21 protein-coding genes are annotated in these 24980 nt (G+C 69.0%); 6 read left to right on the top strand and 15 right to left on the bottom strand.

Features of this window, described 5'->3' with window-relative positions; genetic code table 11:
* Positions 1–309: 309 nt before the first annotated feature.
* From rpoS to ispF, 7 genes are all read right to left on the bottom strand, one after another.
* Positions 310–1323 carry an RNA polymerase sigma factor RpoS gene (rpoS, locus tag RA210_RS08840; RefSeq protein WP_136488491.1) on the bottom strand — a complete coding sequence of 338 codons (1014 nt, stop codon included), beginning with the start codon at positions 1321–1323 and terminating at the stop codon, positions 310–312.
* 101 nt (positions 1324–1424) lie between these two features.
* The gene (locus RA210_RS08835; protein WP_236574684.1) at positions 1425–2243 is read right to left on the bottom strand and encodes a peptidoglycan DD-metalloendopeptidase family protein; all 819 of its coding nucleotides are present in this window, start codon (positions 2241–2243) and stop codon (positions 1425–1427) included.
* 8 nt (positions 2244–2251) lie between these two features.
* The gene (locus tag RA210_RS08830) at positions 2252–3190 is read right to left on the bottom strand and encodes a DUF368 domain-containing protein (protein ID WP_201486145.1); all 939 of its coding nucleotides are present in this window, start codon (positions 3188–3190) and stop codon (positions 2252–2254) included.
* A 30-nt stretch (positions 3191–3220) separates the two neighbouring features.
* Complete coding sequence (locus tag RA210_RS08825; protein ID WP_136488493.1) at positions 3221–3856, bottom strand: protein-L-isoaspartate(D-aspartate) O-methyltransferase; 636 nt, start codon at positions 3854–3856, stop codon at positions 3221–3223.
* A gap of 32 nt (positions 3857–3888) precedes the next feature.
* Positions 3889–4635, bottom strand: a complete 747-nt coding sequence (gene surE, locus RA210_RS08820; RefSeq protein WP_136488494.1) for a 5'/3'-nucleotidase SurE — start codon at positions 4633–4635, stop codon at positions 3889–3891.
* The gene (truD, locus tag RA210_RS08815) at positions 4623–5693 is read right to left on the bottom strand and encodes a tRNA pseudouridine(13) synthase TruD (RefSeq protein ID WP_201486144.1); all 1071 of its coding nucleotides are present in this window, start codon (positions 5691–5693) and stop codon (positions 4623–4625) included. Before truD ends, surE begins: the two co-directional genes overlap by 13 nt.
* Positions 5690–6163, bottom strand: a complete 474-nt coding sequence (gene ispF / locus RA210_RS08810; protein WP_136488496.1) for a 2-C-methyl-D-erythritol 2,4-cyclodiphosphate synthase — start codon at positions 6161–6163, stop codon at positions 5690–5692. The genes truD and ispF overlap by 4 nt, the downstream gene beginning before the upstream one ends.
* Before the next feature lie 360 nt (positions 6164–6523).
* Here ispF and RA210_RS08805 point away from each other — a divergent pair, with 360 nt between their 5' ends.
* Positions 6524–7489 (top strand): MBL fold metallo-hydrolase, encoded by a 966-nt coding sequence (locus tag RA210_RS08805; RefSeq protein ID WP_236574683.1) that lies wholly within the window; start codon positions 6524–6526, stop codon positions 7487–7489.
* Positions 7490–7550: 61 nt separating this feature from the next.
* Here RA210_RS08805 and fghA read toward each other — a convergent pair whose 3' ends face one another.
* Both fghA and RA210_RS08795 read right to left on the bottom strand, forming a co-directional pair.
* On the bottom strand, positions 7551–8396 hold the full coding sequence (gene fghA, locus RA210_RS08800; RefSeq protein WP_201486143.1) for an S-formylglutathione hydrolase: 846 nt from the start codon (positions 8394–8396) through the stop codon (positions 7551–7553).
* A gap of 84 nt (positions 8397–8480) precedes the next feature.
* On the bottom strand, positions 8481–9593 hold the full coding sequence (locus RA210_RS08795) for an S-(hydroxymethyl)glutathione dehydrogenase/class III alcohol dehydrogenase (protein ID WP_136488498.1): 1113 nt from the start codon (positions 9591–9593) through the stop codon (positions 8481–8483).
* 149 nt (positions 9594–9742) lie between these two features.
* On the opposite strand from RA210_RS08795, the gene RA210_RS08790 reads away from it, so the two are divergent.
* A complete protein-coding gene (locus tag RA210_RS08790) occupies positions 9743–10639 on the top strand; it encodes a LysR family transcriptional regulator (protein ID WP_201486142.1) in 897 nt (298 codons plus the stop codon).
* Between the two features lie 5 nt (positions 10640–10644).
* Here the strand turns inward: RA210_RS08790 and RA210_RS08785 are convergent, their stop codons facing one another.
* From RA210_RS08785 to RA210_RS08770, 4 genes are all read right to left on the bottom strand, one after another.
* Positions 10645–11349, bottom strand: a complete 705-nt coding sequence (locus tag RA210_RS08785) for a tellurite resistance TerB family protein (RefSeq protein WP_201486141.1) — start codon at positions 11347–11349, stop codon at positions 10645–10647.
* Between the two features lie 94 nt (positions 11350–11443).
* Complete coding sequence (locus RA210_RS08780) at positions 11444–12550, bottom strand: NADH:flavin oxidoreductase/NADH oxidase (RefSeq protein WP_136488501.1); 1107 nt, start codon at positions 12548–12550, stop codon at positions 11444–11446.
* 224 nt (positions 12551–12774) lie between these two features.
* The gene (gene recJ / locus RA210_RS08775; RefSeq protein ID WP_201486140.1) at positions 12775–14490 is read right to left on the bottom strand and encodes a single-stranded-DNA-specific exonuclease RecJ; all 1716 of its coding nucleotides are present in this window, start codon (positions 14488–14490) and stop codon (positions 12775–12777) included.
* A gap of 38 nt (positions 14491–14528) precedes the next feature.
* Positions 14529–15056, bottom strand: coding sequence for a winged helix DNA-binding protein (locus RA210_RS08770; protein WP_136488503.1), 528 nt, complete (start codon positions 15054–15056; stop codon positions 14529–14531).
* A gap of 179 nt (positions 15057–15235) precedes the next feature.
* Here RA210_RS08770 and RA210_RS08765 point away from each other — a divergent pair, with 179 nt between their 5' ends.
* From RA210_RS08765 to RA210_RS08750, 4 genes are all read left to right on the top strand, one after another.
* Complete coding sequence (locus RA210_RS08765; RefSeq protein ID WP_201486139.1) at positions 15236–15985, top strand: 5-oxoprolinase subunit PxpA; 750 nt, start codon at positions 15236–15238, stop codon at positions 15983–15985.
* Positions 15982–16683, top strand: coding sequence for a 5-oxoprolinase subunit B family protein (locus RA210_RS08760; protein WP_201486138.1), 702 nt, complete (start codon positions 15982–15984; stop codon positions 16681–16683). The genes RA210_RS08765 and RA210_RS08760 overlap by 4 nt, the downstream gene beginning before the upstream one ends.
* Positions 16680–17636 carry a biotin-dependent carboxyltransferase family protein gene (locus RA210_RS08755; protein ID WP_201486137.1) on the top strand — a complete coding sequence of 319 codons (957 nt, stop codon included), beginning with the start codon at positions 16680–16682 and terminating at the stop codon, positions 17634–17636. Before RA210_RS08760 ends, RA210_RS08755 begins: the two co-directional genes overlap by 4 nt.
* 138 nt (positions 17637–17774) lie before the next feature.
* Entirely contained in the window at positions 17775–19001 is a 1227-nt protein-coding gene (locus RA210_RS08750; protein WP_442963392.1) for an NRAMP family divalent metal transporter, read from the top strand.
* A 21-nt stretch (positions 19002–19022) separates the two neighbouring features.
* Here RA210_RS08750 and RA210_RS08745 read toward each other — a convergent pair whose 3' ends face one another.
* Positions 19023–19565, bottom strand: coding sequence for a YaeQ family protein (locus tag RA210_RS08745; protein WP_201486135.1), 543 nt, complete (start codon positions 19563–19565; stop codon positions 19023–19025).
* A 154-nt stretch (positions 19566–19719) separates the two neighbouring features.
* On the bottom strand, positions 19720–24951 hold the full coding sequence (locus RA210_RS08740) for a DNA repair ATPase (protein ID WP_201486134.1): 5232 nt from the start codon (positions 24949–24951) through the stop codon (positions 19720–19722).
* Positions 24952–24980: the final 29 nt, after the last annotated feature.

The following is a 24980-nucleotide window of genomic DNA, read 5'->3' as shown; positions in this document are numbered from 1 at the left end:
TGATATTAGCGGCGCCGATCGCGGCTGCAAGCACCCGGATGCTCGACCCAGAGGCACCGAAACGCCTGCCATGGATAAAAATAATCCTTTAAAAACAACAACATAAAAGACAAAACCGAGATGAAGGGTCGTTTTCCACTCCGGCGCGCAGCGACTCTCCTACAGCATGCGTAAGTCATGGCTTACATGCACTTGCAGCATTCGCCCGGAACTTGTACCCGCAATAAAACACCGCCCCGCAAATACGAAACCCGGCCGGGGCCGGGTTCGCACGCAAGACTGCGCGGGTATTACTCAAGAGGATACCGGTTACTGAAACAACGCCTCGCTGGACAGGCCGTTGCTTTCCAGAATTTCCCGCAGGCGCTTGAGCGCCTCGACCTGGATCTGCCGCACCCGCTCGCGGGTCAGGCCGATCTCCCGCCCGACCTCCTCCAAGGTGCAGCTTTCATGTCCGCGCAGGCCGAAACGGCGGATGACCACTTCGCGCTGCTTTTCGGTCAGGTCGGACAACCACTGGTCGATACTCTGACCGAGGTCCTCGTCCTGCAGCAGCTCGCAAGGATCGGTCGGATGGTCGTCGGTCAGGGTGTCCAGCAGGGTCTTGTCGGAGTCCGGGCCGAGAGCCACGTCCACAGAGGTCACCCGTTCGTTGAGGCCGAGCATGCGCTTGACCTCAGCCACCGGCTTCTCCAGCAGCTGGGCGATTTCCTCGGCGGTGGGCTCGTGGTCGAGCTTCTGGGTCAGCTCCCGCGCTGCGCGCAGGTAGACGTTGAGCTCCTTGACCACGTGGATCGGCAGACGGATGGTGCGGGTCTGGTTCATGATCGCCCGCTCGATGGTCTGGCGGATCCACCAGGTTGCATAGGTGGAGAAGCGGAAACCCCGCTCCGGGTCGAATTTCTCCACTGCGCGGATCAGGCCGAGGTTACCCTCCTCGATCAGGTCGAGCAGGGTCAGGCCGCGATTGACATAGCGCCGGGCGATCTTCACCACCAGGCGCAGGTTGCTCTCGATCATCCGCTTGCGCCCGGCGACCTCGCCGCGGCGAGCCATGCGGGCGAAATGGACCTCTTCCTCGGGACTGAGCAGGGGCGAGAAACCGATCTCGTTGAGATACAGCTGCGTCGCATCCAGTGCCCGACTGTAGTCGACGAACTTGTGCTGGCGTCCACCCCCAACCGTGGCTGAGCCGGCGAATGCCTCATTGCCGCTGTCGCCTTCGTCCGTATCGGACGAGAGCATATCCGCAGCGACGTTTATCTCCAGAAGGAGAACTTCCTCGTCACTGTCAAACTCCGGCGTTATTTTTGTAATGGCCATCGTTTCTGTCCCTTTGCTGAGTTCGACCACAGGTCCGGTGGCAACTTGCGCTGCCCTGCACGAGAACCCGTCTACTCACGCTATCGGCAAAGGGTGACAGTTCAGCGACGCGGCAGATATTGCAGCGGGTCGACGGGCTTGCCCTGTCGGCGAATCTCGAAATGCAGCTTCACCCGATCAGTCCCCGTGGCACCCATCTCGGCAATCGTCTGGCCGGCCTTGACCTGCTGCCCCTCCCGAACCAGCAACCTACGGTTGTGTCCGTAGGCACTGACGTAAGTGTCGCTATGCTTGATGATAACGAGCTCGCCGTATCCCCTGAGTCCGCTTCCGGCATATACAACATTGCCTGCAGACGCCGCAACTACAGGCTGGCCCATTTCGCCGGCTATATCAATGCCTTTGTTCAAACTGCTGTTTGAGGAGAACAGCGCGATCAACTGGCCATTGGCAGGCCAGGTCCAGCCGGCGGAAGAAACGGTCGCTGCCCCCGAAGGTTGCATCGTCGCCGGGGCAGTCACGGGCGACCGGGTCGCCCTGGTGGTGGTCACCGGAGCAGAGGCGGTGCTACCGCTGGCCGCCATGGGCACTACCGGCCCGCTGCCGGAGAAGCGGATCACCTGACCGACGCGGATGGTGTAGGGGGCGGGAATGGCGTTGCGCTCCGCCAGTGCCCGCCAGTCCCAGCCATGGCGGGACGCGATCGAGTAGAGGGTATCACCGCTGCGCACCCGGTACTGGCCATGGGTCACCGGCTGGCGCGCCGGTGCACTCGCCGGTCGCGCCTCGATACTTTCGCTGGTGCCACCGGAGGTCGCACAGCCAACCAGCTGCGCCAGCAGCAGGCTCAAGCCCAACCCCGCACCCAGCCGCAGGGTTCTGAGGCGACTGCGGTCGTTCATGCCGATTGCCATGTTCATCCCTCGCCTCAAGCCTCCTGCCCGGCCTGGCGCAACTGGCGCTTGGCCACCCACTCCAGTCCCAGCACCAGCGCCACGCCCCCCAGGGCCAGCAGCACGGCCAGCAGCACCTGCGGGTCCTGGCCGGTGATCTCGGCATAGCCCGAGGGCAGCAGGTTGCCCTGCAGCACCGGCTGCTGCACACCGTGGCTGTCGGTTCGCCAGGTCAGGGTTTCCTTCCACGGCCAGACCTTGTTCAACGAGCCGAGCATCAGGCCGGTGAGGAAGGTGAGGGTCAGGCAGCGCAGATGGTTGAGCATCCAGCTCAGCAGGCGCGCGAAGCTCAGCAGTCCGCAGGCGCAACCGGCGGCGAACACCAGCAGCACGGCCAGATCGAAGCTTTTCACCGCATCGAGAACGAAGCTGTACAGCCCCATCAGCACCAGCAGGAAGCTGCCGGAAATGCCCGGCAGGATCATAGCGCAGATGGCGATGGCGCCGGCGAAGAACAGGCTCAGCGGATCATGCCCCCACTGCATGGGCGCGGCGACCGTGATCCACCAGGCGAACAGCGCACCGAGAGCGAGGCTCAGCCAGCTCGGCCAGTTCCAGCGGCGGATCTCGCGGCCGACCAGCCAGGTCGACACCACGATCAGGCCGAAGAAGAACGACCAGATCGGGATCGGCTGGTGCTCGAGCAGCCAGGTGATCAGCCGCGCCAGGCTGAACACGCTGAACAGGATGCCCGAGAGCAGGACCAGCAGGAAGTTGGCATTGGCGGTCCGCCAGGCCTGGCGCAGGTTGCCGCGCAGCAGGTCGCGCAGGGCCACCGGCACGGCGGCGATCGAGCGCAGCAGTTCGTCGTAGATGCCACTGACGAAGGCGATGGTGCCGCCGGAGACCCCGGGCACCACGTCGGCTGCCCCCATGGCCACGCCCTTGGCAAACAGCAGGAAGGGATTTTGCATCGGTTTTTTCCGTAAAACAGAAGATGCGACTCAGAACACCGAGCCGGTCAGCAGGGGCACGAAGCGTACCGGGTCCAGAACCTGGCGGGTGAAACCACCCCCCTCGCGGACGATCAGCATCAGTTGCTGCTCGTCGCCGCTGCCGACCGGAATCACCAGGCGTCCGCCCGGCGCCAGTTGGTCGAGCAGGGCCTGCGGCACCTGCGTTGCGGCGGCGGCGACGAGGATGCCATTGTACGGCGCCAGCGCCGGCCAACCCTCCCAGCCGTCGCCCCAGCGAAAGACCACGTTGCGCAGGTTGAGTTCAAGCAGACGCTCTTTAGCGCGGTCCTGCAACGACTGGATGCGCTCGACGGAGAACACCCGCTCGACCAGTTGGGCCAGCACCGCGGTCTGGTAGCCGGAGCCGGTACCGATCTCCATCACCTTGTCCAGCGGCCCGCCGGCCAGCAGCAGCTCGGTCATGCGCGCCACCATGAACGGCTGGGAGATGGTCTGGTTGTGACCGATCGGCAGTGCGGTGTCCTCATAGGCGCGATGCGCCAGCGCCTCGTCGACGAACAGGTGACGCGGCGTGCGGCGGATCACCTCGAGCACCCGGGGATCGGCGATGCCCTCCTCGCTGAGGCGCTGCACCAGCCGTTCGCGGGTGCGCTGGGAGGTCATGCCTATCCCTCGGCGCTGCAGATCGTCCGTAATCAAAACAGGCTCTCCAGGATGCTCAGGCCGCGGAAGGCCTCGTGGAAGGTGCGATCCAGCTGCAATGGGGTGATCGACACGTAGCCCTGCATCACCGCATGGAAGTCGGTCCCCGGCCCGCCGTCTTCGGCGTCGCCGGCCACCGAGATCCAGTAGCCTTCCTTACCGCGCGGATTGACCACCTTGACCGGCGCCGCCGCGCGGGCACGATGGCCGAGGCGGGTCAGCTGCACCCCGCGGATGCGCTCCAGCGGCAGGTTGGGAATGTTGACGTTGAGCACCGTGCGCGGCGGCAGTTCCAGCTTGTCGTGCGCCTCGACCAGTCGGCGGGCGATGTGCGCGGCAGCCGGCAGGTTGTCGGGCAGACGCGACAGCAGCGAGAAGGCGAATGCCGGCCTGTCGAGGAAACGCCCCTCGAGGGCAGCCGCCACGGTGCCGGAGTAGAGCACGTCGTCACCCAGGTTGGCACCGAGATTGATGCCCGACACCACCATGTCCGGGGTGTGCTCGAGGAGACCGTTGAGGCCCAGGTGCACGCAGTCGGTGGGGGTGCCGTTGACGCTGATGTAGCCATTGCCCAGACGCTGCGGATGCAGCGGGCGGTCGAGGGTCAGCGAGCTGCTGGCGCCGCTGCGGTCGGCATCGGGAGCGATCACCACGCACTCGGCATAGTCCGCCAGCGCCTCGTGCAGGGCGATTATCCCGGGGGCGTACACGCCGTCATCGTTGGCGATCAGTAAGCGCATGGCGTTTCCGTAGTTCCGCTCGGCATCAGTTGGACGAGTTCGCGCACGACCACGGTGGCGAAGCAGCCGGCCGGCAGGACGAATTCCAGTTGCAGGGTATCGATGGCGGAATAATGCCACGTCAGCCCGCCGATGGGGAGGCGCAGGATGCGCCGCTCTTGCCGCAGATCAGCGTCCGCCAGCCAGCGGACCAGGGCGCCATCCCCTTCCTGCACCTGCTGCTCGAGGGCCAGCGGCGCGCCTCGGGTCTCCAGCTCGCCGGCACCGAACAGCGGCCCAGTGGGATGCAGGTCCAGCGCGGCCAGACGCGGGTCGCCGCACTCGGCCTCGCCGGCCGGGAAGAAGCTGCGGCTGTCGGTGAAGGCCAGCAGGTCGCCGGGCAGCGCGCGGTTCCAGCAGCCCTCGGCAACCCGCGCGGCGAGCACCCGATTGAACAGGTAGCTGCGCGCCGCCGAGAGCACCCGCGAGCGGCGGTTGCGCTGCTCGGGCAGGCTGCCCTGCCCGGCCCAGTGGCGCGCCTCGTGCAGGTTGCCGCCGTCGAAGCCGAAGCGCTGCAGGCCGAAGTAGTTGGGCACGCCGCCGGCCGCGATCTGCCGCAGGCGCGACTCCAGCGCCTCGCGGTCGGCCTGCAGGGCGGTCAGGCGGATGATGAAGCCGTTGGCCGCATGGGCGCCGCGCTGCAGCTTGCGCGAATGGCGGGTGCGCTCGAGGATGCGCAGCTCGTCGCCTTCGGCGGCGGCGAGGTCCGGATCGGCCTTGCCCGGCAGGTGCAGGCTGAACCACTGGCGGGTCAGCGCCTGGCGGTCCTTGAGCCCGGCGTAGCTGATCGCCTTGAGCGGCACGCCGGCGGCGCGGGCGATGCGCTTCGCCGCCTCCTCGGTATTGAGATTGCGCTTCTCCACCCACAGCCACAGATGCTCGCCGGCACCGGACAGCGGGATGTCGAGCACCTCGTTGACCTGGAAGTCCTCGGCGCTGTGCTTGAGCACCGCGGAGCCGCACGGCTCGCCCCAGGCAGTCGGCCCGAGCAGGGCCGGTGCGTCGAGCACCTCGCTCATCGCGGCAGCAGCAGGGCGACCGCGTGCACGGCGATGCCCTCCTCGCGTCCGGTGAAGCCGAGCTTCTCGGTGGTGGTGGCCTTGACGTTGACCGCATCGGGCTCGACCTGCAGGTCGGCGGCGATGTGCGCGCGCATCGCCTCGATGTGCGGGGCCATCTTCGGCGCCTGCGCGACTATGGTGGCGTCGACGTTGCCGACCCGCCAGCCCTTGCCCTGCACCAGCGCCAGCACATGACGCAGCAGCACGCGGCTGTCGGCGCCCTTGAACTGCGGGTCGGTGTCCGGGAAGTGCCGGCCGATGTCGCCGAGCGCCGCCGCGCCGAGCAGCGCATCGCTCAGCGCGTGCAGCAGCACGTCGCCGTCGGAATGGGCAACCAGCCCGAACTTGTGGGGAATGCGCACGCCGCCGAGGGTGATGAACTCGCCCTCGCCGAAGCGGTGCACGTCGTAGCCGTGGCCGATACGCATGGAAATACGCCCTGAAGGAATTCAGGGCGCGATTCTACAGGAGTTGTACCGCGGATGACCCTGCCCCCTGGCGCCGTGCCCCCATCACTGACGGCGAGCACCGCCACCAGGCCGAGGGAGGTAAAAAAACCGTGCACCCTATGAATTAACATGTTATCAATCAGCACATAACAACAACGCGATCACCCCATGACTGCCTTGTCCCTCCCCCGCTCCATCGTCGAATCCGCGCTGTCGCCTGCCCGCAGCGGTGCGCCAGCCACCGCGGATGGTCCGGTCGCCTGACCACGACCGTCGCCTCTGGCCCCCGGCCAATCCAGCACCACCCACAACACAACAACAAGCAAAGAAGGTAAGCCCATGAAGCTCTCCTCCAACCTGAACGCCCTGCGTAAATCCCTGCTCGCCACTGCTGTCGGCCTCTCCCTGTGCGCCAGCACCGCCTGGGGCGCCGAGGGCGACCAGCCCAACGTGCGCCTGCTGCTGCTCGGCACCAAGGGCGGCCCGTCGCTGCTGCAGACCAAGAGCCTGCCGCAGTCCACCGTACTGATGGTGAACAACGACGCCTACCTGCTCGACGCCGGCTACGGCGCCAGCCTGCGCCTGGTCGAGGCAGGCATCCCGCTGCGCAACATCAAGGGCATCTTCATCACCCACCTGCACAGCGACCACGTGCTCGACTACCCGTCGGTGCTGATGAACGGCTGGGCCAGCGGCCTGAAGAACCCGGTCAAGGTGTTCGGCCCGCAGGGCATCCAGGAAATGACCGAGCATGCGTGGAAGACCTTCCAAGTCGACATCGACCTGCGCATCGCCGACGAAGGCAAGCCCGACCCGCGCCCGCTGGTGACCACCCAGACCATCGAGGAAGGTCTGGTCTACCAGGACCAGAACCTCAAGGTCAGCGCCGTCGCCGTACCGCACCCGCCGTTCGACAAGGGCCAGGCCTTCGCCTTCAAGTTCGAGGTCGGCGGCAAGAACATCGTGCTGTCCGGCGACACCAACTACTCCGCCGACCTGGCCAGGTTCGCCAAGGACGCCGACGTGTTCATCAGCGAAGTGGTCCACGTCGAGGGCGTGCAGCGCCTGGCCGACCGTATCGGCAACGGCTCCAAGCTGGCCGAGGCGATCATCTCCCACCACGTGACCGCCGAGGATGTCGGCCGCATGGCCACCGACGCCAAGGTCAAGCAGGTGGTGCTCAGCCACTTCGTGCCGGCCGACGACCCGACCCTGACCGCCGAACACTGGCGCAGCGCAGTGGCCAAGACCTACGCCGGCGAGATCGTGGTCGGCCACGACGGCATGGAGATTCCGCTCCAGTAAGGCGGCAACCAACCTGCTCCACGCAAGCGCCCTGCCTCTGGCAGGGCGCTCTGCTTTGGCGTCAACCTTTCAGCGCCGCCGCATGATGGCGCAGGTGGTCGTCGATGAAGCTGGCGATGAACCAGTAGCTGTGGTCGTAGTCCGGTTGCAGGCGCAGGGTCAGCGGATGGCCGGCCGCCGCGGCGGTGGCGCGCAGCACCTCGGGCTTGAGCTGCAGCTCGAGGAAGCTGTCGGCCTCGCCCTGGTCGACGAGGATCGGCAGACGCTCGCGGGCCGCGATCAGCAGCGCGCAGGCATCCCACTCGCGCCAGCTGTCGCGGTCCTCGCCGAGGTAGCGCGAGAAGGCCTTCTCGCCCCAAGGGCAACTGCTCGGATTGGCGATCGGTGCAAACGCCGACAGCGAGCGGTATCGCCCCGGATTGCGCAGGGCGCAGACCAGCGCGCCATGCCCGCCCATGGAGTGACCGCTGATGCCGCGCTTGTCGCTGACCGGGAAGTTCGCCTCGACCAGTGCCGGCAGCTCGAGCACCACGTAGTCGTGCATCCGGTAGTGGTGCGCCCAGGGCTCCCGGGTGGCATTCAGGTAGAAGCCGGCGCCGAGGCCGAAGTCCCAGGCGCCGTCCGGATCGCCCGGCACGTCCGGCCCGCGCGGGCTGGTGTCCGGCGCCACCAGCACCAGCCCCAGCTCGGCGGCCAGGCGCTGGGCGCCGGCCTTCTGCATGAAGTTCTCGTCGGTGCAGGTCAGCCCGCTCAGCCAGTACAGCACCGGCAGTTTCGCGCCCTGCTCGGCCTGCGGCGGCAGGTAGACGGCGAACGTCATGTCGCACTTGAGGGTGGCGGAGTGGTGGCGGTAGCGGTTATGCCAGCCGCCGAAGCTCTTCTGGCTGGAAAGCAGTTCGAGGCTCATGGGGAAATCCTTGAACGATGTCCGGAAACGGCGCGCCCACGCAGGAGCGTGGGCGCGATCATCGAGAGCAGTGCGTCACGCCACTCAGAAGTGGATGACGGTGCGGATGCTCTTGCCCTCGTGCATCAGGTCGAAGGCCTTGTTGATGTCCTCCAGGCCCATGGTGTGGGTGATGAAGGTGTCCAGCGGGATCTCGCCCTTCTGCGACTTCTCCACGTAGCTGGGCAGCTCGGTGCGGCCCTTGACGCCGCCGAAGGCGCTGCCGCGCCAGACGCGGCCGGTGACCAGCTGGAACGGGCGGGTGCTGATCTCGGCGCCGGCCGGGGCCACGCCGATGATGGTCGACTCGCCCCAGCCCTTGTGGCAGCACTCCAGCGCCGCGCGCATCAGCTGCACGTTGCCGATGCACTCGAAGCTGTAGTCCACGCCGCCGTCGGTCATCTCGACGATCACGTCCTGGATCGGCTTGTCATGGTCCTTCGGGTTGACGAAGTCGGTGAGGCCCAGCTCGCGGGCCACGACCTCCTTGGCCGGGTTGATGTCGATGCCGATGATGCGCGAGGCCTTGGCCATCTTGGCGCCGATGATCGCCGCGAGGCCGATGCCGCCCAGGCCGAAGATCGCCACGGTCGAGCCCTCGGTGACCTTGGCGGTGTTGAGCACCGCGCCGATGCCGGTGGTCACCCCGCAGCCGAGCAGGCAGACCTTCTCCAGCGGCGCTTCCTTGGGGATCACCGCCACCGAGACTTCCGGCAGCACGGTGTACTCGGAGAAGGTCGAGCAGCCCATGTAGTGGTAGACCGGCTGGCCGTTGTAGCTGAAGCGGGTGGTGCCATCGGGCATCAGGCCCTTGCCCTGGGTGGCGCGCACCGAGCTGCACAGGTTGGTCTTGCCGGACTTGCAGAACTTGCACTCGCGGCACTCGGCGGTATACAGCGGGATCACGTGGTCGCCGACCTTCACCGAGGTGACGCCCTCGCCGACTGCCTCGACGATGCCGCCACCCTCGTGGCCGAGGATGCAGGGGAACACGCCCTCGCTGTCCTGGCCGGACAGGGTGTAGGCGTCGGTATGGCACACGCCGCTGGCGACGATGCGCACCAGCACCTCGCCCTTCTGCGGCGGCGCGACATCCACCTCGACGATCTGCAGCGGCTGGTTGGGGGCGAAGGCGACGGCGGCTCGCGACTTGATCATGCGCAACTCCTTGGAACGCTGAGGGGACCGACGCGGCAGCCGGTCGCCACCGCGCGAAGATGGCGAAAAGTGTAGATCAGCTCAGAATGGCGAGTAATCGGCCTCGAGACAAAATATTATTGCTACACAGGGATAATCCAGGAGTCGCCATGAACCGCTGGGAAGGGCTCGACGAATTCGTCGCCGTCGCCGAATGCGGCCAGTTCACCGCCGCCGCCGAGCGCCTCGGCGTGTCCTCCTCGCACGTCAGCCGGCAGGTCGCCCGCCTCGAGGAGTGCCTGCAGACCCGCCTGCTGTATCGCAGCACCCGCCGGGTCAGCCTGACCGAGGCCGGGCAGACCTTCCTGCAGCACTGCCGCAACCTGATCGACGCCCGCGACGAGGCCTGGCGCGCGGTCAGCGACCTGTCCGCCGAGCCCAAGGGGCTGTTGCGCATGACCTGCGCGGTGGCCTACGGCGAGCGCTTCGTGGTGCCGCTGGTCAACGAATTCATGAGTCTGCACCCGCAGCTCAGCATCGACATCCAGCTGACCAACCGCCCGCTCGACCTGCTCCACGAGGGCCTCGACCTGGCCATCCGCCTCGGCCGCCTGGGCGACGAACGTCTGGTGGCCACCCGCCTGGCGCCGCGGGAGATGTACCTGGGCGCCGCGCCGACCTACCTGGTGCGCGCCGGCACGCCGCGCAGCCTGGCCGAACTGGCGCGGCACAACTGCCTGGTCGGCAGCAGCGATCTGTGGAGCTTCGCCGACGACGGCGGGGAAACCCAGCTGCGCGTGCAAGGCAACTGGCGCTGCAACAGCGGCACGGCGGTGCTCGACGCCGCCCTGCGCGGCTTCGGCCTGTGCCAGTTGCCCGACTACTACGTGCTTGAGCACCTCAGGAGCGGTGCGCTGGTCGCCCTGCTGGACGACCGGCGCCCGCCGAACACCGCGGTGTGGGCGCTGCATCCGCCACAGCGCAACCTGTCGCCCAAGGTGCGCCAGCTGGTGGACTTCCTCCGGCAGCGCCTCGGCGAGCTGCCGGAGTACCACGACGCCGGCTGATCCCGTTACTGCGCCTGCTGCACCTGGCGCTCCAGCTCGCTGCGCAGCGCCGGGTCGAGACGCAGCTGGCGGGCCAGCTCGTCGAGGTAGGCGCGTTCCATGAAGTTCTGCTCGTCCAACAGCAGCAGGCTGGCCAGGTACATCTCGGCGGCCATCTCCGGCGTCTGCGCGGCGCGCGCCACCGCCGCCGGGTCCAGCGGCTGGTGCAGTTCGGCATCGATCCAGCGCAGCAACTGCGGATCCTGGCTGAGCTTGGCCACCTCGGCATCGATCAACTGGCGCTCGCGCTCGTCGATATGGCCGTCGGCCTTGGCCGCGGCGATCACCGCGCGCAGGATCGCATGGCTGTGCTGCTCGGCCTGCGGCGGCGGCAAACGGTCGATGGTCTGCGGGGCACTGGGGGCCGCACTGGCGGCGCCCTGCTGCTGTTGCCAGTTGCTGTAGGCCTTGTAGGCCATCACTCCGAGCGCGGCCAGGCCGCCGTAGGTCAGCGCCTTGCCGCCGTACTTGCGCGCCTTCTTGCTGCCCAGCAACAGGCCGATGGCGCCAGCCGCCAGGCCGCCACCGGCCGCACCGGAGAGCAGGCTGCCCAGCCCGCTGTCCTTGCCGCCCGGACGTTCCTCGCTGCGCGGTTTCGCTTGATTGCCGGCGTTGCCGAGCAGGCCGGGGGCGGCCTTGAGCAACTGGTCGAGCAGACTGCGGGTATCCATGTTCAGCCTCCTGTGAAGATCAGCCGATTATGCCGGGCAGCCCGCCGGGACAACGCCCGGCGGCCACGCAAAACTGCAAGCGGATGTGACGACGTCAGTCCAGCTCCTCGCCCAGCTCGCGGATCGGCGTGTCGCGCTGGGCGGCGCGCACGTACTGCGCCGGCCAGGCCAGGCGATGGCCGAGCGTCTCGGCGGCGTGCAGCGGCCAGTAGGGGTCGCGCAGCAGCTCGCGGGCCAGCAGCACCAGGTCGGCCTGCTCGCTGCGCAGCACGTGTTCGGCCTGCGCCGGCTCGGTGATCAGACCGACCGCGCCGGTGGCGATGCCGGCCTCGCGGCGCACCCGCTCGGCGAAGCGCGCCTGGTAGCCCGGCCCCACCGGGATCTGCGCGTTGGGCGCCAGCCCGCCGGAGGACACGTCGATCAGGTCGACACCGCGCTCGCGCAGCAGGCCGGCCAGCTCGACGGTTTCGCGCTCGCTCCAGCCGCCGTCGATCCAGTCGGTGGCCGACAGGCGCACCAGCAGCGGCAGCTCGGCCGGCCACACCGCGCGCACCGCCTCGACCACTTCCAGCAGCAGGCGGGTGCGGTTGGCGAAGCTGCCGCCGTACTCGTCGTCGCGCTGGTTGCTCAGCGGCGAGAGGAACTGGTGCAGCAGGTAGCCGTGGGCGGCGTGCACCTCGGCCACCTTGAAGCCGGCCGCCAGCGCCCGCTCGGCGGCGCGGACGAAGTCCTGCACCAGCGCGGCGATCTGCTCGCGGCTCATGACCTGCGGAACGTGGTGACTGTCATCGAAAGCGATCGCCGAGGGCGCCAGCGGCGTCCATCCGCCCTGCTCCCGCGGCACCGAGCCAGTCTTGCCCTCCCACGGTCGCCAGGTGCCGGCCTTGCGCCCGGCATGGGCCAGCTGGATGCCGGCCACCGAGCCCTGGGAATGGATGAAGCGGGTGATGCGGCGCAGTGGCTCGATCTGTGCGTCGTCCCACAGGCCCAGGCAATGCGGACTGATCCGCCCCTCCGCGGTGACTCCGGTGGCCTCGACGATGATCAGGCCGGCGCCGCCGGTGGCGCGACTGCCCAGATGGACCAGATGCCAGTCGTTGGCCAGCCCGTCGCGGGCGCTGTACTGGCACATCGGCGACACGGCGATGCGGTTGGGGATGGTCAGTTGCCGCAGGGTCAGCGGCTGGAACAGCTGGATCATGGCAGGGCTCCGCAGGTCGTCCGTTATCCTGCGGATATGGCACCGCTCGGGCGGAGAATCAAGGGGCGCAGGGACGCAGAGCGTCCCAGACCAGGTCGGCAGCGGTTTTTTGATCGTGCCCACGCTCCAGCATGGGCACACCTCCGGGGACGCTCTGCGTCCCATGGGCGCGGAGCACCCAAGGCCGGTTCCCACGCAGGAGCGTGGGAACCATCGGTGCTGCCTCAGCGCGCCTCGATATGCGCCACCAGCAGCTGCACGCTCTCCTGGCCGCGGTACTCGTTGACGTCCAGCTTGTAGGCCACCTCGGCCCAGCGCACGTTGGGGTTGGGCCACAGTTCGCGGTCGATGTTGAAGGCGATGGCGTCGAGCTGGGCGCGGCCGCACTCGGTCTTCAGCACCAGCTTGAGGTGACGCTCGCCGACGATGCGCTGCTGGACGATCTCGAACACACCGTGGAACAGCGGCTCGGGGAAGTGCTGGCCCCAGGGGCCGGCGTGGCGCAGCTGCTGGGCGAGATCGAGGCGGAACTCCTCGGCGGACAGCGCGCCGTCGGTGAGCAGGCGCCCGGCGAGGTCATCCTCGACCAGCTGGCGGCGCGCCTCGGCGTCGAAGGCGGCGGCGAAGGCGCCGAAGTTCTCCTGCGGCAGCGACAGGCCGGCAGCCATGGCGTGGCCGCCGAACTTGCTGATCAGCCCGGGATGGCGCGCCGCCACCGCGTCCAGGGCGTCGCGGATGTGGAAGCCGGGGATCGAGCGCGCCGAGCCCTTGAGCACACCGTCGCCGGCGTCGGCGAAGGCGATGGTCGGCCGGTGGTAGCGCTCCTTGAGCCGCGAGGCGAGGATGCCGATCACCCCCTGGTGCCAGTCGGCGTCGAACAGGCACAGGCCGAACGGCAGCTCCTCGACCTTGAGGTCCTTGAGCTGGGCCAGCGCCTCGCGCTGCATGCCCTGCTCGATGGCCTTGCGGTCCTGGTTGAGCGCATCGAGCTGCTGGGCCATATCGCGAGCCAGCGCCTCGTCCTCGCAGAGCAGGCACTCGATGCCCAGGCTCATGTCGTCCAGGCGGCCGGCGGCGTTGAGGCGCGGGCCGAGGATGAAGCCCAGATCCGTCGACGTTATGCGCCGGTGGTCGCGGCCGGCCACCTCGAGCAGCGCGCGCAACCCCGGCCGGGCGCGGCCGGCGCGGATGCGCGCCAGGCCCTGGTGAACCAGGATGCGGTTGTTGGCGTCCAGCGGCACCACGTCGGCGACGCTGCCGAGGGCCACCAGGTCGAGCAGCTCGGCGAGGTTCGGCTCGACAATGCCGCGGCGGGCAAACCAGTCCAGCTCGCGCAGCCGCGCACGCAGGGCCAGCAGCACGTAGAAGATCACCCCGACCCCGGCCAGCGCCTTGCTCGGGAAGCTGCAGCCCGGCTGGTTGGGGTTGACGATGGCGTCGGCCGCCGGCAGTTCGTGGCCGGGCAGGTGGTGGTCGGTGACCAGCACCGCCAGGCCCGCCGCCTTGGCCGCCGCCACGCCGTCGATGCTGGAGATGCCGTTGTCGACGGTGATCAGCAGTTCGGGGCGCTTCTCCAGCGCCACCGCGACTATCTCCGGGGTCAGGCCGTAGCCGTACTCGAAGCGGTTGGGCACCAGGTAGTCGACGTGCGCGGCGCCGAGCATGCGCAGCGCCAGCACGCCGACGCTGCTGGCGGTGGCGCCGTCGGCGTCGAAGTCGCCGACGATGACGATGCGCTGACGCTGCTCCAGCGCCGCCACCAGCAGCTCGACCGCGGCGTCGATGCCCAGCAGCTCGCGGTACGGAATCAGCCGCGCCAGCGCCTTGTCCAGCTCGGCGGCGGACTGCACGCCGCGGGCGGCGTACAGGCGGGTCAGCAGCGGCGGCAGGTCGCCGAGATCAGGCAGGACGGACGGCAGGGAACGGGGAACGATGCGCATCGGGGATTCGGTTCGGGACTCGGCAGGGGACGGACGGATCACAGCGAGGTGGCGGCGCGGGCGGCCTGGTCGTAGACGCCGGACAGGGTACGCAGCAGGCCGGCCAGACGGTGCAGCTCGGCGGGGTCGATCTTCAGGCTCTCGAAGGAGGAGATCAGGCATTCGCCGCGGATCTCGGCGTACTCCAGGCACAGCGCGCGGCCCTGCTCGGTGGTGCGGTAGAACATCTCCTTGCCCTGCTTCTCGCCTTCCACCAGGCCGAGCTTGATCAGCTTCTTCAGCGCGTAGGTCACCGTGTGGGTGTCCTCGATGTTGAGCAGCAGGCACAGGTCCGCCTGGCGCTTGGCGCGGTCGCGGCTGGTCAGGTTGTGCAGCACCATCACGTCGAGGGCGTTGAGCTCGGCGCCGCCGGCGGCCTTCATGCAGCGCTCCATCCAGCGCATGAAGGCATGGCCGGCGATGATCAGGCCGAACTCGAACTCGGACAGCTCCTGCGACTGCGCCGCCAGGTGGGCGGAGGCCACTATGGGCGAGCGCGGCGACCGGGGGGTGGGTAGATCAGCCATCGGGCATTCCATCGGGGAGGCGATTGGGGCGGGCAAGGATAGCAGGAATGCGCCGCTCATCCGCAGCGCCGCCGCATAGCAAATTTATGTTGACGTTTTATCAACGTTTTATCATTGTTTTGCCAAGGACGCTCCAACGCCCTCCCTAACCCACCAACAACAACCAGGGGAAACCAGCCATGAGTCGCCTGCTCCTCAACTGCGATATCGGCGAAAGCTTCGGCGCCTGGACCATGGGCCTCGACGCCGAGGTCATGCCGCACATCGACTGCGCCAACATCGCCTGCGGCTTCCACGCCGCCGACCCCTCGATCATGCGCCGCACCGTGGCCCTGGCGGTGCAGCACGAGGTACGCATCGGCGCCCACCCCGCCTACCCCGACCTGGTCGGCTTCGGCCGCCGTTCGCTGGCCTGCAGCGCGCAGGAAGTCGAGGACATGCTGCTCTACCAGATCGGCGCGCTGGACGGCATCTGCCGCGCCGAGGGCAGCCGGGTCAGCTACGTCAAGCCGCACGGCGCGCTGTACAACGACATGATGCGCAAGCCCGAACTGCTGCGCGCGGTACTGCGTGCGGTGCGTTTGTACGATCCCGCCCTGCCGCTGATGCTGATGTCGGTACGCGACAACAGCGCCGCCGAGGCGCTGGCCGCCGAAGAGGGCATCTCGCTGTGGTTCGAGACCTTCGCCGACCGCGCCTACGACGGCGAAGGGTTCCTCGTCGCGCGCAGCCTGCCCGGCGCGGTGCACCACGACAGCGAGCAGGTGATCGCCCAGGCGCTGGCCCTGGCCGGCGGCAAGCCGCTGACCGCCAGCGACGGCAGCGCCCTGGTCCTGCGCGCCGACAGCCTGTGCGTGCACGGCGACAACGCCAGCTCGGTGGCCGCGGTGCGGCGCATCCGCGAAGCGCTGGACGGGCTGCCGGCATGAACCTGCGCATCGAGCCCGTCGCCATCGACTGCCTGATGCTGCGCCTGTTCGACGCCATCGACGAGGCGCACATGCCCTGGCTGCTGGCCGCCACGCAGCGCCTGCGCGAGACCTTCGGCGCGGCGCTGGTCGACCTGGTGCCGTCCTACACCACCCTGATGCTGCACTACGATCTCGCACAACTCGACGACGGCCAGGCACGCAGCCTGATCCGCGCGGCGCTGCAAGACCTCGAGCCGGCCCGCGCCGGCAGCGGCACCCTGCACCGTCTGCCGGTGTGGTACGACGCCAGCGTCGGCCCGGAACTGCCGCTGCTGGGCGAGCGCAGCGGGCTGGGCAGCGCCGGGGTGATCGAACTCCACAGCAGCCGCGAGTACCAGGTGTTCGCCCTCGGCTTCGCTCCCGGCTTCGCCTTCATGGGCCTGGTCGAGCCGCAGCTGGCCTCGCCGCGCCTGGCCACCCCGCGCCAACGGGTACCCGCCGGCAGCCTGGGCATCGCCGACCGGCAGACCGCCGTGTACCCCTCGGTCTCCCCGGGCGGCTGGAACCTGATCGGGCGCATGCCCATCCCGCTGTTCGACCGCGATCAGGGCCGCAGCCTGCTGCAGCCGGGCGACCGGGTGCGCTTCGTGCCGGTCGAGCGCGCCGAATTCCTCCGCCTGGGCGGCGACGACAGCCCCTTCGAGGTGCAGCCATGAGCCTTGTGATCGAACGCCACGGCCTGCTGGCCACCCTGCAGGACGCCGGCCGCTTCGGCGTGCGCCACCTCGGCGTCGGCCAGGGCGGCGGCGCCGACTGGATCTCCCTGCGCTGGGCCAACTGGCTGCTCGGCAATGCGCTGGACGCCGCGGTGATCGAGATCACCTTGGGCGGTTTCAGCCTGGTCGCCGAGCAGGACGTCTGCCTGGCCCTGTGCGGCGCCGACCTGGATGCGCGTCTCGACGACGCGCCGCTGGCGCCCTGGCGCAGCTTCATCCTGCGCCGCGGCCAGCGCCTGAGCCTCAACCAGGCGCGCCTCGGCCTGCGCGCCTACCTGGCCGCGCCGGGCGGCTTCGCCGCGCCGCAGGTGCTGGGCAGCTGCGCCACCGTGGTCCGCGAGGGCCTCGGCGGCCTGCACCGCGACGGCCGGCCGCTGGCCGAGGGCGAGCGCCTGAGCTGGCGCGGCGCATCACCCACGCCGCGCGAAGTGCCGGCGCAGCGGATTCCGGCGCTGGACAGCCGCGCGCCGCTCGCCGTGGTGCTCGGTGCGCAGATCGGCGATTTCGCCGGGCAGAGCCTGTTCGACGCCTTCAACAGCGAGTGGACGGTGGACAACCGCGCCGACCGCATGGGCGTGCGCCTGCTCGGCCCGCGCCTGGAGTGCCGGCGCGGCGAGATGATCTCCGAAGGCATCCCGCTGGGCGCCATCCAGGTGCCGGCCGACGGCCAGCCCATCGTGCTGCTCAACGACCGCCAGACCATCGGCGGCTACCCGCGCCTCGGCGCACTGACCCCGCAGGCGGTGGCGCGGCTGGCGCAATGCCCGCCCGGCACCAACCTGCGCCTGACGCCGGTCGGCCTGGAAATCGCCCAGCGCCAGCAGCGGCAGTTGCTGGCGCTCTGGCAGCACGGCCATGCAGTGGCCTCCGCGCCGGCCAGGTGCACCGCCTGAGTCGCCGCAAAGCGGAGCAACGACACGACAAGAAACGCCCACGGCCGGGAAGCCGTGGCACTGCCCCAGGGACCCCGACCCGAAGGCTCTGAACTACCTGCCCTCGCCCCAACAAGAATTATGAGAAGGTACCGAAAAATGCAGTCCACCCAAGTGTGTTCCAGCATGCCCCAGACCTCGCAACGCAGCGTACTGCGCGGCGCCATCTTCCTGATGGCGACCTCGGCGATCGGCCCGGCGTTCCTCACCCAGACCTCGCTGTTCACCGAGAAATACCTGGCCAGCTTCGCCTTCGCCATCCTGATCTCGCTGCTGATCGACATCGGCGCGCAGCTCAACATCTGGCGGGTGATCAGCGTGTCCAACATGCGCGGCCAGGACGTCGCCAACCGGGTGCTGCCCGGCCTCGGCCACCTGCTCACCGGCTTCATCGTCCTCGGCGGGATCGCCTTCAACATCGGCAACATCGCCGGCGCCGGGCTGGCGCTCAACGTGATCTTCGGCGTCTCGCCGCTGGTCGGCTCGCTGATCGCCGCGGTGGCGACCATCGCCATCTTCCTGGTGCGCAACGCCAGCCGGGTGATGGACGCGGTGAGCCAGCTGCTCGGCCTGCTGATGCTGTGCATGGTCGGCTATGCGGTGTACTCGGCCAATCCGCCGGTGGCTGCAGCGCTGAGCCACACCTTCGCCCCGGACGATCCGCTGGTGCTGATGCTGCCGATCATCACCCTGGTGGGCGGCACCGTCGGCGGCTACATCTCCTTCGCCGGCGGCCATCGCCTGGTGGAGGCCGGCATCACCGGCGTGGAAAACGTCGGCGTGGTGACCCGCGCCGCGGTGACCGGCATCCTCACCACCGGCGTGGTGCGCATCTGCCTGTTCCTTGCCACCCTCGGCGTGGTCAGCCAGGGCGTGAAGCTCGATCCGGGCAACCCGGCCTCCTCGGTGTTCGCCCACGCCCTCGGCGCCTTCGGCTACAAGGCCTTCGGCCTGGTGCTGCTGGCCGCCGCGGTGTCCTCGGTGATCGGCGCCGCCTACACCAGCGTGAGCTTCCTGCACTCGGTGCACAGCAGCGTGCGCAACCACAGCCAGCGCTGGGTGATCGCCTTCATCGTCTGCTCGACGCTGATCTACTGCCTGGTCGGCAAGCCGGTGCAGGTGCTGGTGGTGGCCGGCGCGCTCAACGCCCTGGTCCTGCCGCTGGCGCTCGGCTGCATCCTGTGGGCGGCACACCAGCAGCGCATCGTCGGCAGCCAGTACCAGCACCCGCGCTGGATGCTGGTGTTCGGTGTGGTGGCGATGCTGGCCACCGTGGTCGGCGTGGCGCTGTCGTTCCAGTCGCTGCTGCAGTTCTGGTTCAGCTGACCACCGGCGGGCGGGCGTGGCTCAGCCGCGCTCGCCCAGCAGCCACTCGAGCGGCAGCTCGTGCTGGCCGCGCTCGTCGGTGACGAACAGGGTGCCCTCGCTGATCATCACGCTCCAGGAGAGCGAGCGCGGCAGGTCACGGGACAGCTCGGCCAAGGGCTCCTGGGGCAGCGCGGCGATGTTGAGGTTCTTCAGGGTCTTCACCGCGCCCACCACCTTGTCCTGCCAGACGCGCAGGTTGCCGTAGGTCAGCACGCTGACCCGTTCGGCGCGCCGCGAGCACCAGGTCATGCGCTCGGCATCGGGCTGGCCGACCTCGATCCAGTGCAGCACGCGGTCGTCGAGGCTTTTCTCCCACAGCGCCGGCTCGTCGACGTCGGACAGGCCGCGGCCGAAGGCGACCTGCTCGTCGTACCACAGCGCGTAGGCCAGCAGGCGCACCGCCAGGCGCTCCTCGGTTTCCGAGGGATGCTTGGCGACGGTGAAGCGCAGGTTCTGGTAGACGCCGCGATCGAGGTCGGTGAGGTTGAGTTCGACTTTGTAGGGGGTGGACTGCAGGGCCATGGGCGGATTCTTGGTTGATCGGGAAAGGAGACCAGTGTAACCGAATCCACCCCCTCGCCCCGTATCCGTGGCGGCTCTGCATGGCAGCCCCTGCAGGAGCAGATTCATCTGCGACCGCTGCAGCAGCGGGTCGCGAATGAATTCGCTCCGCCCCTCAGCCCGGCAGCTCCTCAATCTTGCTGTCCAGCGCACGCCCGCGGCGCAGGCCCAGCTCGCGCATGTCGCGGGACAGCTCGTGCAGGTGCTTGTGAATGCGCAGGCCGATGTCGCCCTTCTTCTCCATGGTCTGGATCAGCGGCAGGAAACTGTCGTGCAGCGACTGCGCCAGGCCCTCGAGCAGCGCGGCGAAGTCCGGCTGCGGCGGCGCCGCCACCTCCACCGCGACCTGCGGCCGCTGGTCGGCCAGCGCCTGCAGGCGCTCGAGCAGTTCGTCCCAGGGGACCGGCGCGGCGGCAGCACCGAGTCCCTGCACGGCGTCGGCCAGGTCGCGCAGCTGGGCGACCACGCGCACGCCGACGTCGGCCTCGCCGCCGCCCATGGCCTTGGCGCGGCGGAAGTCGGCCCTGATCTGCTCCCAGCGCGCGGCCTGCTCGGCGGTCAGGTTGCCGCGCAGTTCGGCGAGCTTGAGCAGGTTCTCCTCGGCGCCGGTGGTGAGCAGCTGCGCCTCGCCCTGGTAGTGGTCGGCGATCAGCTGCAGCAATTCCTCGTCGTTCATCACCGCGCTGATCTTCTCGGCCATCTTGTTCATGTTGCGGTAGCTGCCCTGCAGCTTGAACGGCGGCTCCGTGCGGTACTGGTCGGCCTGGGCGGCGCTGGCGATGTACTGCTGGTTGACCCGCAGCACCACGTCGCGCACCTGCATCAGGCGCTGCAGGGTGGCGGTGATCTCGTCCAGCTCGGCGCCGCTGTAGGCGTGCGACAGCTCGTTGGCGGAGAACTCGCGGCCCTCGGCCCTGGCCACCAGGCGGTAGAGGTCGGCCATGTCGCGGGTGGCCAGCGGCGCCAGCACCGGGTTGGAGGTCAGCGCGTTCTCGATGTAGCTGAGGGCGAAGGCCTCCTGCATGCCGCCCAGGGTGTCGCCGAGATTGTAGATGTCGGCGCGGTTGGCCAGCATGTCGGGAATCCTGAACACCTCGCCGGACTCGGTGTAGGGGTTGCCGGACATCACCACGCAGAACTTCTTGCCGCGCATGTCGTAGGTGCGCGTGCGGCCCTTCCACACCCCCTCGATGCGCCGGGTGCCGTCGCACAGCGAGATGAACTTCTGCAGGAACTCCGGGTGGGTGTGCTGGATGTCGTCGACGTAGAGCATCACGTTGTTGCCCATCTCCAGCGCCAGGTTGAGCTTCTCCAGCTCCTGGCGGGCGGTGGCGTCGGGCGCCTGCGCCGGGTCCAGCGAGCGCACCTCGTGGCCGAGCGCCGGGCCGTTGATCTTCATGAAGATCAGGCCGAGGCGGTGGGCGACGTACTCCATCAGGGTGGTCTTGCCGTAGCCGGGCGGCGAGATGAGCATCAGCAGGCCCATCAGGTCGCTGCGCTTGTTCTCCCCGGCGCTGCCCATCTGCTTGGCCAGGTTGTCGCCGATGAAGCCCAGATACACGTCGTTGATCAGCTTGTTGCGCACGAAGGAGCTGAGCGGGCGCGCCTTGAACTCGGCCAGGCGCAGCGCCGTGCGCTCGCGGGCGATCACCTCCTGGCGCAGCGCCTGGTAACGCGTGAGGCCCGGCAGGTAGTGCTCGCGGTGGGCGCGCAGACGGGCGAACAGCTCGTCCAGCGCCAGCTCCAGGCGCTGCTCGCGGATGCGCGGATGCTCGCCGAGCAGGCCCTCCACCGTGAAGCGCAGGTCGACCTCGGTGACCCGGCGCGGCAGCTCCTCGCCGAGCAGTTCGAGCGCCGCCGCCTCGGGCGCGTAGGCGGCCAGCGCGGCGAACTCGGCCTGGCCGCACAGGCCGTGCAGCCAGTCGAGCGCCAGCGTCCACTGCGCCGCCGGGCGTTCGGCCAGGCGCGCCAGCGCCTGGCGATAGTCGTCCCACATGCGCGCCTCGACCAGCCGTGTGCGCAGGGCGTCCTGCAGTTGGCGGGCGTACTTGCTGAAGGTGAACTCGATGCGCTCGGCGGCCAGCTCCTGCACCAGGTACTCGGCGGCCTCGGCCACCACCGCCGCGTCCAGGTCCAGCGGCTGTTCGGCGAGGAAGGCCTGCAGCGCGGCGGCGATCTCGCCCTGCAGGCTGCGCAGGCCGTCGTCGCGGCCGAACAGCTGGCGGATGTGCCGGCTGCTGCGAGCGCGTTCCGGCCACTGCGCCGGCTGCTCCCGGTGGCGCAGACGCTCCCAGCACAGGCAAGCGAAGGCGCGCGGCAGCGGCGCATGGCGCAGCAGCCCGGCGCTGCCGGTCAGCGGCAGCAGGCGGGCGAGGATCGCCGCGGCGTCCTGGTCGTGGATGCCCTTCTCGTAGCCTTCCTTGTAGCGCGGCGCGGCGAACTCGCGCACCGCGCGCACCAGCGCCTCGGGCTGGGCCAGCAGCAGCCTGAGGCGGTCGAGGTCGAGGCCGCCCTCGCCGCGCTCGGCGGCGGCCAGTACCTCGCCGGCCAGGTATTCGCCGCGGTACAGCTCGGCCGACTCCGACTCCAGGCTGGCCTGCCAGAAGGCGCGCAGCCCCTCCAGCTCGGCGTCCTGCAGCGGCTCGATGAAGTCGGTGCCGGTCAGGTGCAGGCACAGCTGCTCGCCGCGCGGCAGCAGGGTCAGGTCCAGCTCCTGGCTGTTGACGCTGAAGCGGTGGCGGCCGAGGCGGATCAGGTTGCCGCCCTCCTCGAACAGCTCGCTCTTGTCGCGCAGGGCGCGCACCGCCTGGTCGCGGGCGCCCTTGAGGCGCGCCTCCAGGTCGTCGGCCTTGACGCTGTCCTTCAGCTCGCGCAGGCGCTCGGCCAGGTCGCGCAGCTTGAGGATCAGCGGGTCGGCGGCGAAGAAGGCGTTGAGCTCCTCCATGCTCGCCAGGCGCACGGTGCGCCGACCGAAGCTGTCGAGGATGCGCCGTGCGGCCTCCTGCAGGCCCTGGGCGCGGCGCTGCCGTTCGTCGAGCAGCGCCTGCTTGTGCGTCTCGAAGGTCTCCAGCAGCTCCTCGCGCTTGGCGAGGATGTCGGCGAGGAACTCCTCCTGCTCGCCGAAGCGGCTTTCCAGCTCCTCCAGCTGCAGCAGCAGGCGCGCCTGCTGCTCGTCGCAGCGCTCGGGATCGCTGGCCTGGCCGAGGGCGCTGGTGATGCCCTGGCCGAACAGCTTGAACTGGGCGCCGAACTGGGCGACCGTCTCCGCCGAACCGAGGCCCTTGCGGCGCTGCTCGGCGCGGGCGCGTGCCTGGTTGAGGCGGGCGTACAGCTCGGAGATCGCCTCGACGATGCGCGTGCGCTCGGTGGCGTCGTCGATCGCCAGGCTGGCCATCAGGTTGGAGAGCATGTCCAGGTCGGTGGCCATCGCCTGCAGGCCGGCCAGCGGTTCGGCCAACTGGGCGACGCTGGCCGCCTGCTGCGCCGCGCCGTCCAGCTCGGCCAGGCGCGCGGCGTAGGGCTGCAGCGCCTGCGCACCGGCGAGAAAGCGCGCGGTGGCCGCGGCGACCCGCGCCTGCGCCTCGAGCAGCGCCGCCTCCATGGTGTCGATGCGCGCCACGTCGATGTAGCGGTAGTCGCGGATGGTCAGCAGCAGGCCGCGTTGGGCGGTCAGCGCGTTGAGCGCCTCGACGAAGGCCGCCACCGCATCCCAGCTGTCGACGTGCAGGCCGGCGAGCAGCGCCTGCTGGCGGGTCTCGGCCTCGGCCATGGCGCGCGCCGACTGCTGGCGGATGCTCTCGACCTTCTCGAACTCGTCGAGCACCCGCTCGGCGGTGGCGGCGATCTCGCGCAGCAGCGGCGCCAGCTCGCCGAGTTCGGCGGCGCCCAGCCAGTGGTAGGCGTCGAACAGCCGGCGCACGCTCTGGCACAGCTGGCCGTAGCGCTGCACCGACACCGACTGGGCGTCGATCTCGCGGCACAGGTTGCGCAGCTCGGACACCCCGCGCACCAGCTCGGCGTTGCCGATGCGGCCGAGGAAGCCGCTGCGCGGCGGCTGGCGGGCGGCGAACTCGTCGCTGGCGAACGACGTCTGCCAGATCTGCATCGGGTGGATGCGCGTCGGCTCGTTGCCCTCGGCGGCGAAGATCACCATGCGCCCGTCCTCCAGGCGCGCGTAGCCGTGGCCGAAGATCGGGCTGTGCAGCTGGCGCTCGATCAGGTTGTAGGTGAACAGCGCCGAACGGCCCTCCTCCGGCTGGTAGAACACGTACAGCACGTCCTCGCCGTTGGGCGAGCGCACCGCGCGCTTGAAGCGCATGCCGGCCATCGGCTGCTCGAAGGTCCTCGACTCGCCGTTCTGCAGGTAGTAGCCGCCGGGAAAGACGATGCCGTGGTCCTCGGGCAGTTGCACGCAGGCCTGGCCGATGGCGTCGATGCGCTCGACCTGGCGGGTCAGGCCGTTGAACACCAGGTAGCGCCACTGCTCCTCGCGGTACGGCAGCACCTTGAGCAGGATCAGGCTGCCGAGACGGGCGAACTCGATCTGCGCGTCGTCCAGCGACTGGGTCTTGTCCGCCACCGCCTCGCGGTAGATGCCCAGACCGTCCTCGGTGTTGTTCTCGACCTTGATGGTCAGGTCGCCGCCGATGGTCTCGACGAACACCGTGTCGAGGATGTTGACGTGCGGATGACGGCCGTTGACCACCATCTCGCGCGTGGTCTTCTGCCAGGCGAAGTCGTAGGGCGCCGGCAGGGCGATGTCGCGCTCGCCGCGGTTGTCGAGGTAGCGCACCTCGCCGCCGTCGACGGCGATCGACCAGCGGAACACGCGGATGTCGGTGAGTCGCTCGCCGATCTGGAAGCTGGCCAGCAGCTTGCCGTCGCGCACCACCAGCTGCAGCAGGCGGGTGTTCTTGTAGTAGGTGTACAGCTCGCGGAAGTCCTGCACGAAGCTGGCCTGACCGAGAAAGCTGCCCTCCAGCGGCTGCGGCTCGGCTTCATAGCCCTCCTCGGTCTGGTTCAGGCGATACAGGGAGAACACGTCCTCGACGCGGGTTTCCTGCTTGAGGCCGAGGAACACGTTGTAGCCGAACAGCAGGCAGTCGCCGACCTGGACGATGTCGCGGGCGATGCAGTTGTTCTCGGTGCGGATGCGCACCCGGCCGAGCACCGCCATCTCGCTGCTGCCGAATTCGGCCAGGCGCTGCGCGTTGAGGGCGTCGACGCCCTGGCGCAGGCGCTGGCCCTGCTCGGCCAGACGGCGCTGCAGCACCTCGTAGGCGCCGCCCTCGGCAACCGCCTGATCCACCATGTCCTGTTCGCGGCTTGCGGCCTGGGCATCCGACATCGTTGGGCTTCCTGAAGATTACGCAAGAG

This window comes from Pseudomonas sp. OF001 (assembly GCF_904426495.1).
Classification (GTDB): domain Bacteria; phylum Pseudomonadota; class Gammaproteobacteria; order Pseudomonadales; family Pseudomonadaceae; genus Geopseudomonas.
The sequence above is the reverse complement of the archived record's forward strand: the minus strand, read 5'-3'. Positions and strand labels throughout refer to the sequence as shown.

What these genes read in the sequence shown, in the direction of transcription:
- rpoS (WP_136488491.1), bottom strand. Translation starts at nt 1,323, where the DNA reads ATGGCCATTACAAAAATAACGCCGGAGTTTGACAGTGACGAGGAAGTT.
- RA210_RS08835 (WP_236574684.1), bottom strand. Translation starts at nt 2,243, where the DNA reads ATGAACATGGCAATCGGCATGAACGACCGCAGTCGCCTCAGAACCCTG.
- RA210_RS08830 (WP_201486145.1), bottom strand. Translation starts at nt 3,190, where the DNA reads ATGCAAAATCCCTTCCTGCTGTTTGCCAAGGGCGTGGCCATGGGGGCA.
- RA210_RS08825 (WP_136488493.1), bottom strand. Translation starts at nt 3,856, where the DNA reads ATGACCTCCCAGCGCACCCGCGAACGGCTGGTGCAGCGCCTCAGCGAG.
- surE (WP_136488494.1), bottom strand. Translation starts at nt 4,635, where the DNA reads ATGCGCTTACTGATCGCCAACGATGACGGCGTGTACGCCCCCGGGATA.
- truD (WP_201486144.1), bottom strand. Translation starts at nt 5,693, where the DNA reads ATGAGCGAGGTGCTCGACGCACCGGCCCTGCTCGGGCCGACTGCCTGG.
- ispF (WP_136488496.1), bottom strand. Translation starts at nt 6,163, where the DNA reads ATGCGTATCGGCCACGGCTACGACGTGCACCGCTTCGGCGAGGGCGAG.
- RA210_RS08805 (WP_236574683.1), top strand. Translation starts at nt 6,524, where the DNA reads ATGAAGCTCTCCTCCAACCTGAACGCCCTGCGTAAATCCCTGCTCGCC.
- fghA (WP_201486143.1), bottom strand. Translation starts at nt 8,396, where the DNA reads ATGAGCCTCGAACTGCTTTCCAGCCAGAAGAGCTTCGGCGGCTGGCAT.
- RA210_RS08795 (WP_136488498.1), bottom strand. Translation starts at nt 9,593, where the DNA reads ATGATCAAGTCGCGAGCCGCCGTCGCCTTCGCCCCCAACCAGCCGCTG.
- RA210_RS08790 (WP_201486142.1), top strand. Translation starts at nt 9,743, where the DNA reads ATGAACCGCTGGGAAGGGCTCGACGAATTCGTCGCCGTCGCCGAATGC.
- RA210_RS08785 (WP_201486141.1), bottom strand. Translation starts at nt 11,349, where the DNA reads ATGGATACCCGCAGTCTGCTCGACCAGTTGCTCAAGGCCGCCCCCGGC.
- RA210_RS08780 (WP_136488501.1), bottom strand. Translation starts at nt 12,550, where the DNA reads ATGATCCAGCTGTTCCAGCCGCTGACCCTGCGGCAACTGACCATCCCC.
- recJ (WP_201486140.1), bottom strand. Translation starts at nt 14,490, where the DNA reads ATGCGCATCGTTCCCCGTTCCCTGCCGTCCGTCCTGCCTGATCTCGGC.
- RA210_RS08770 (WP_136488503.1), bottom strand. Translation starts at nt 15,056, where the DNA reads ATGGCTGATCTACCCACCCCCCGGTCGCCGCGCTCGCCCATAGTGGCC.
- RA210_RS08765 (WP_201486139.1), top strand. Translation starts at nt 15,236, where the DNA reads ATGAGTCGCCTGCTCCTCAACTGCGATATCGGCGAAAGCTTCGGCGCC.
- RA210_RS08760 (WP_201486138.1), top strand. Translation starts at nt 15,982, where the DNA reads ATGAACCTGCGCATCGAGCCCGTCGCCATCGACTGCCTGATGCTGCGC.
- RA210_RS08755 (WP_201486137.1), top strand. Translation starts at nt 16,680, where the DNA reads ATGAGCCTTGTGATCGAACGCCACGGCCTGCTGGCCACCCTGCAGGAC.
- RA210_RS08750 (WP_442963392.1), top strand. Translation starts at nt 17,775, where the DNA reads ATGCAGTCCACCCAAGTGTGTTCCAGCATGCCCCAGACCTCGCAACGC.
- RA210_RS08745 (WP_201486135.1), bottom strand. Translation starts at nt 19,565, where the DNA reads ATGGCCCTGCAGTCCACCCCCTACAAAGTCGAACTCAACCTCACCGAC.
- RA210_RS08740 (WP_201486134.1), bottom strand. Translation starts at nt 24,951, where the DNA reads ATGTCGGATGCCCAGGCCGCAAGCCGCGAACAGGACATGGTGGATCAG.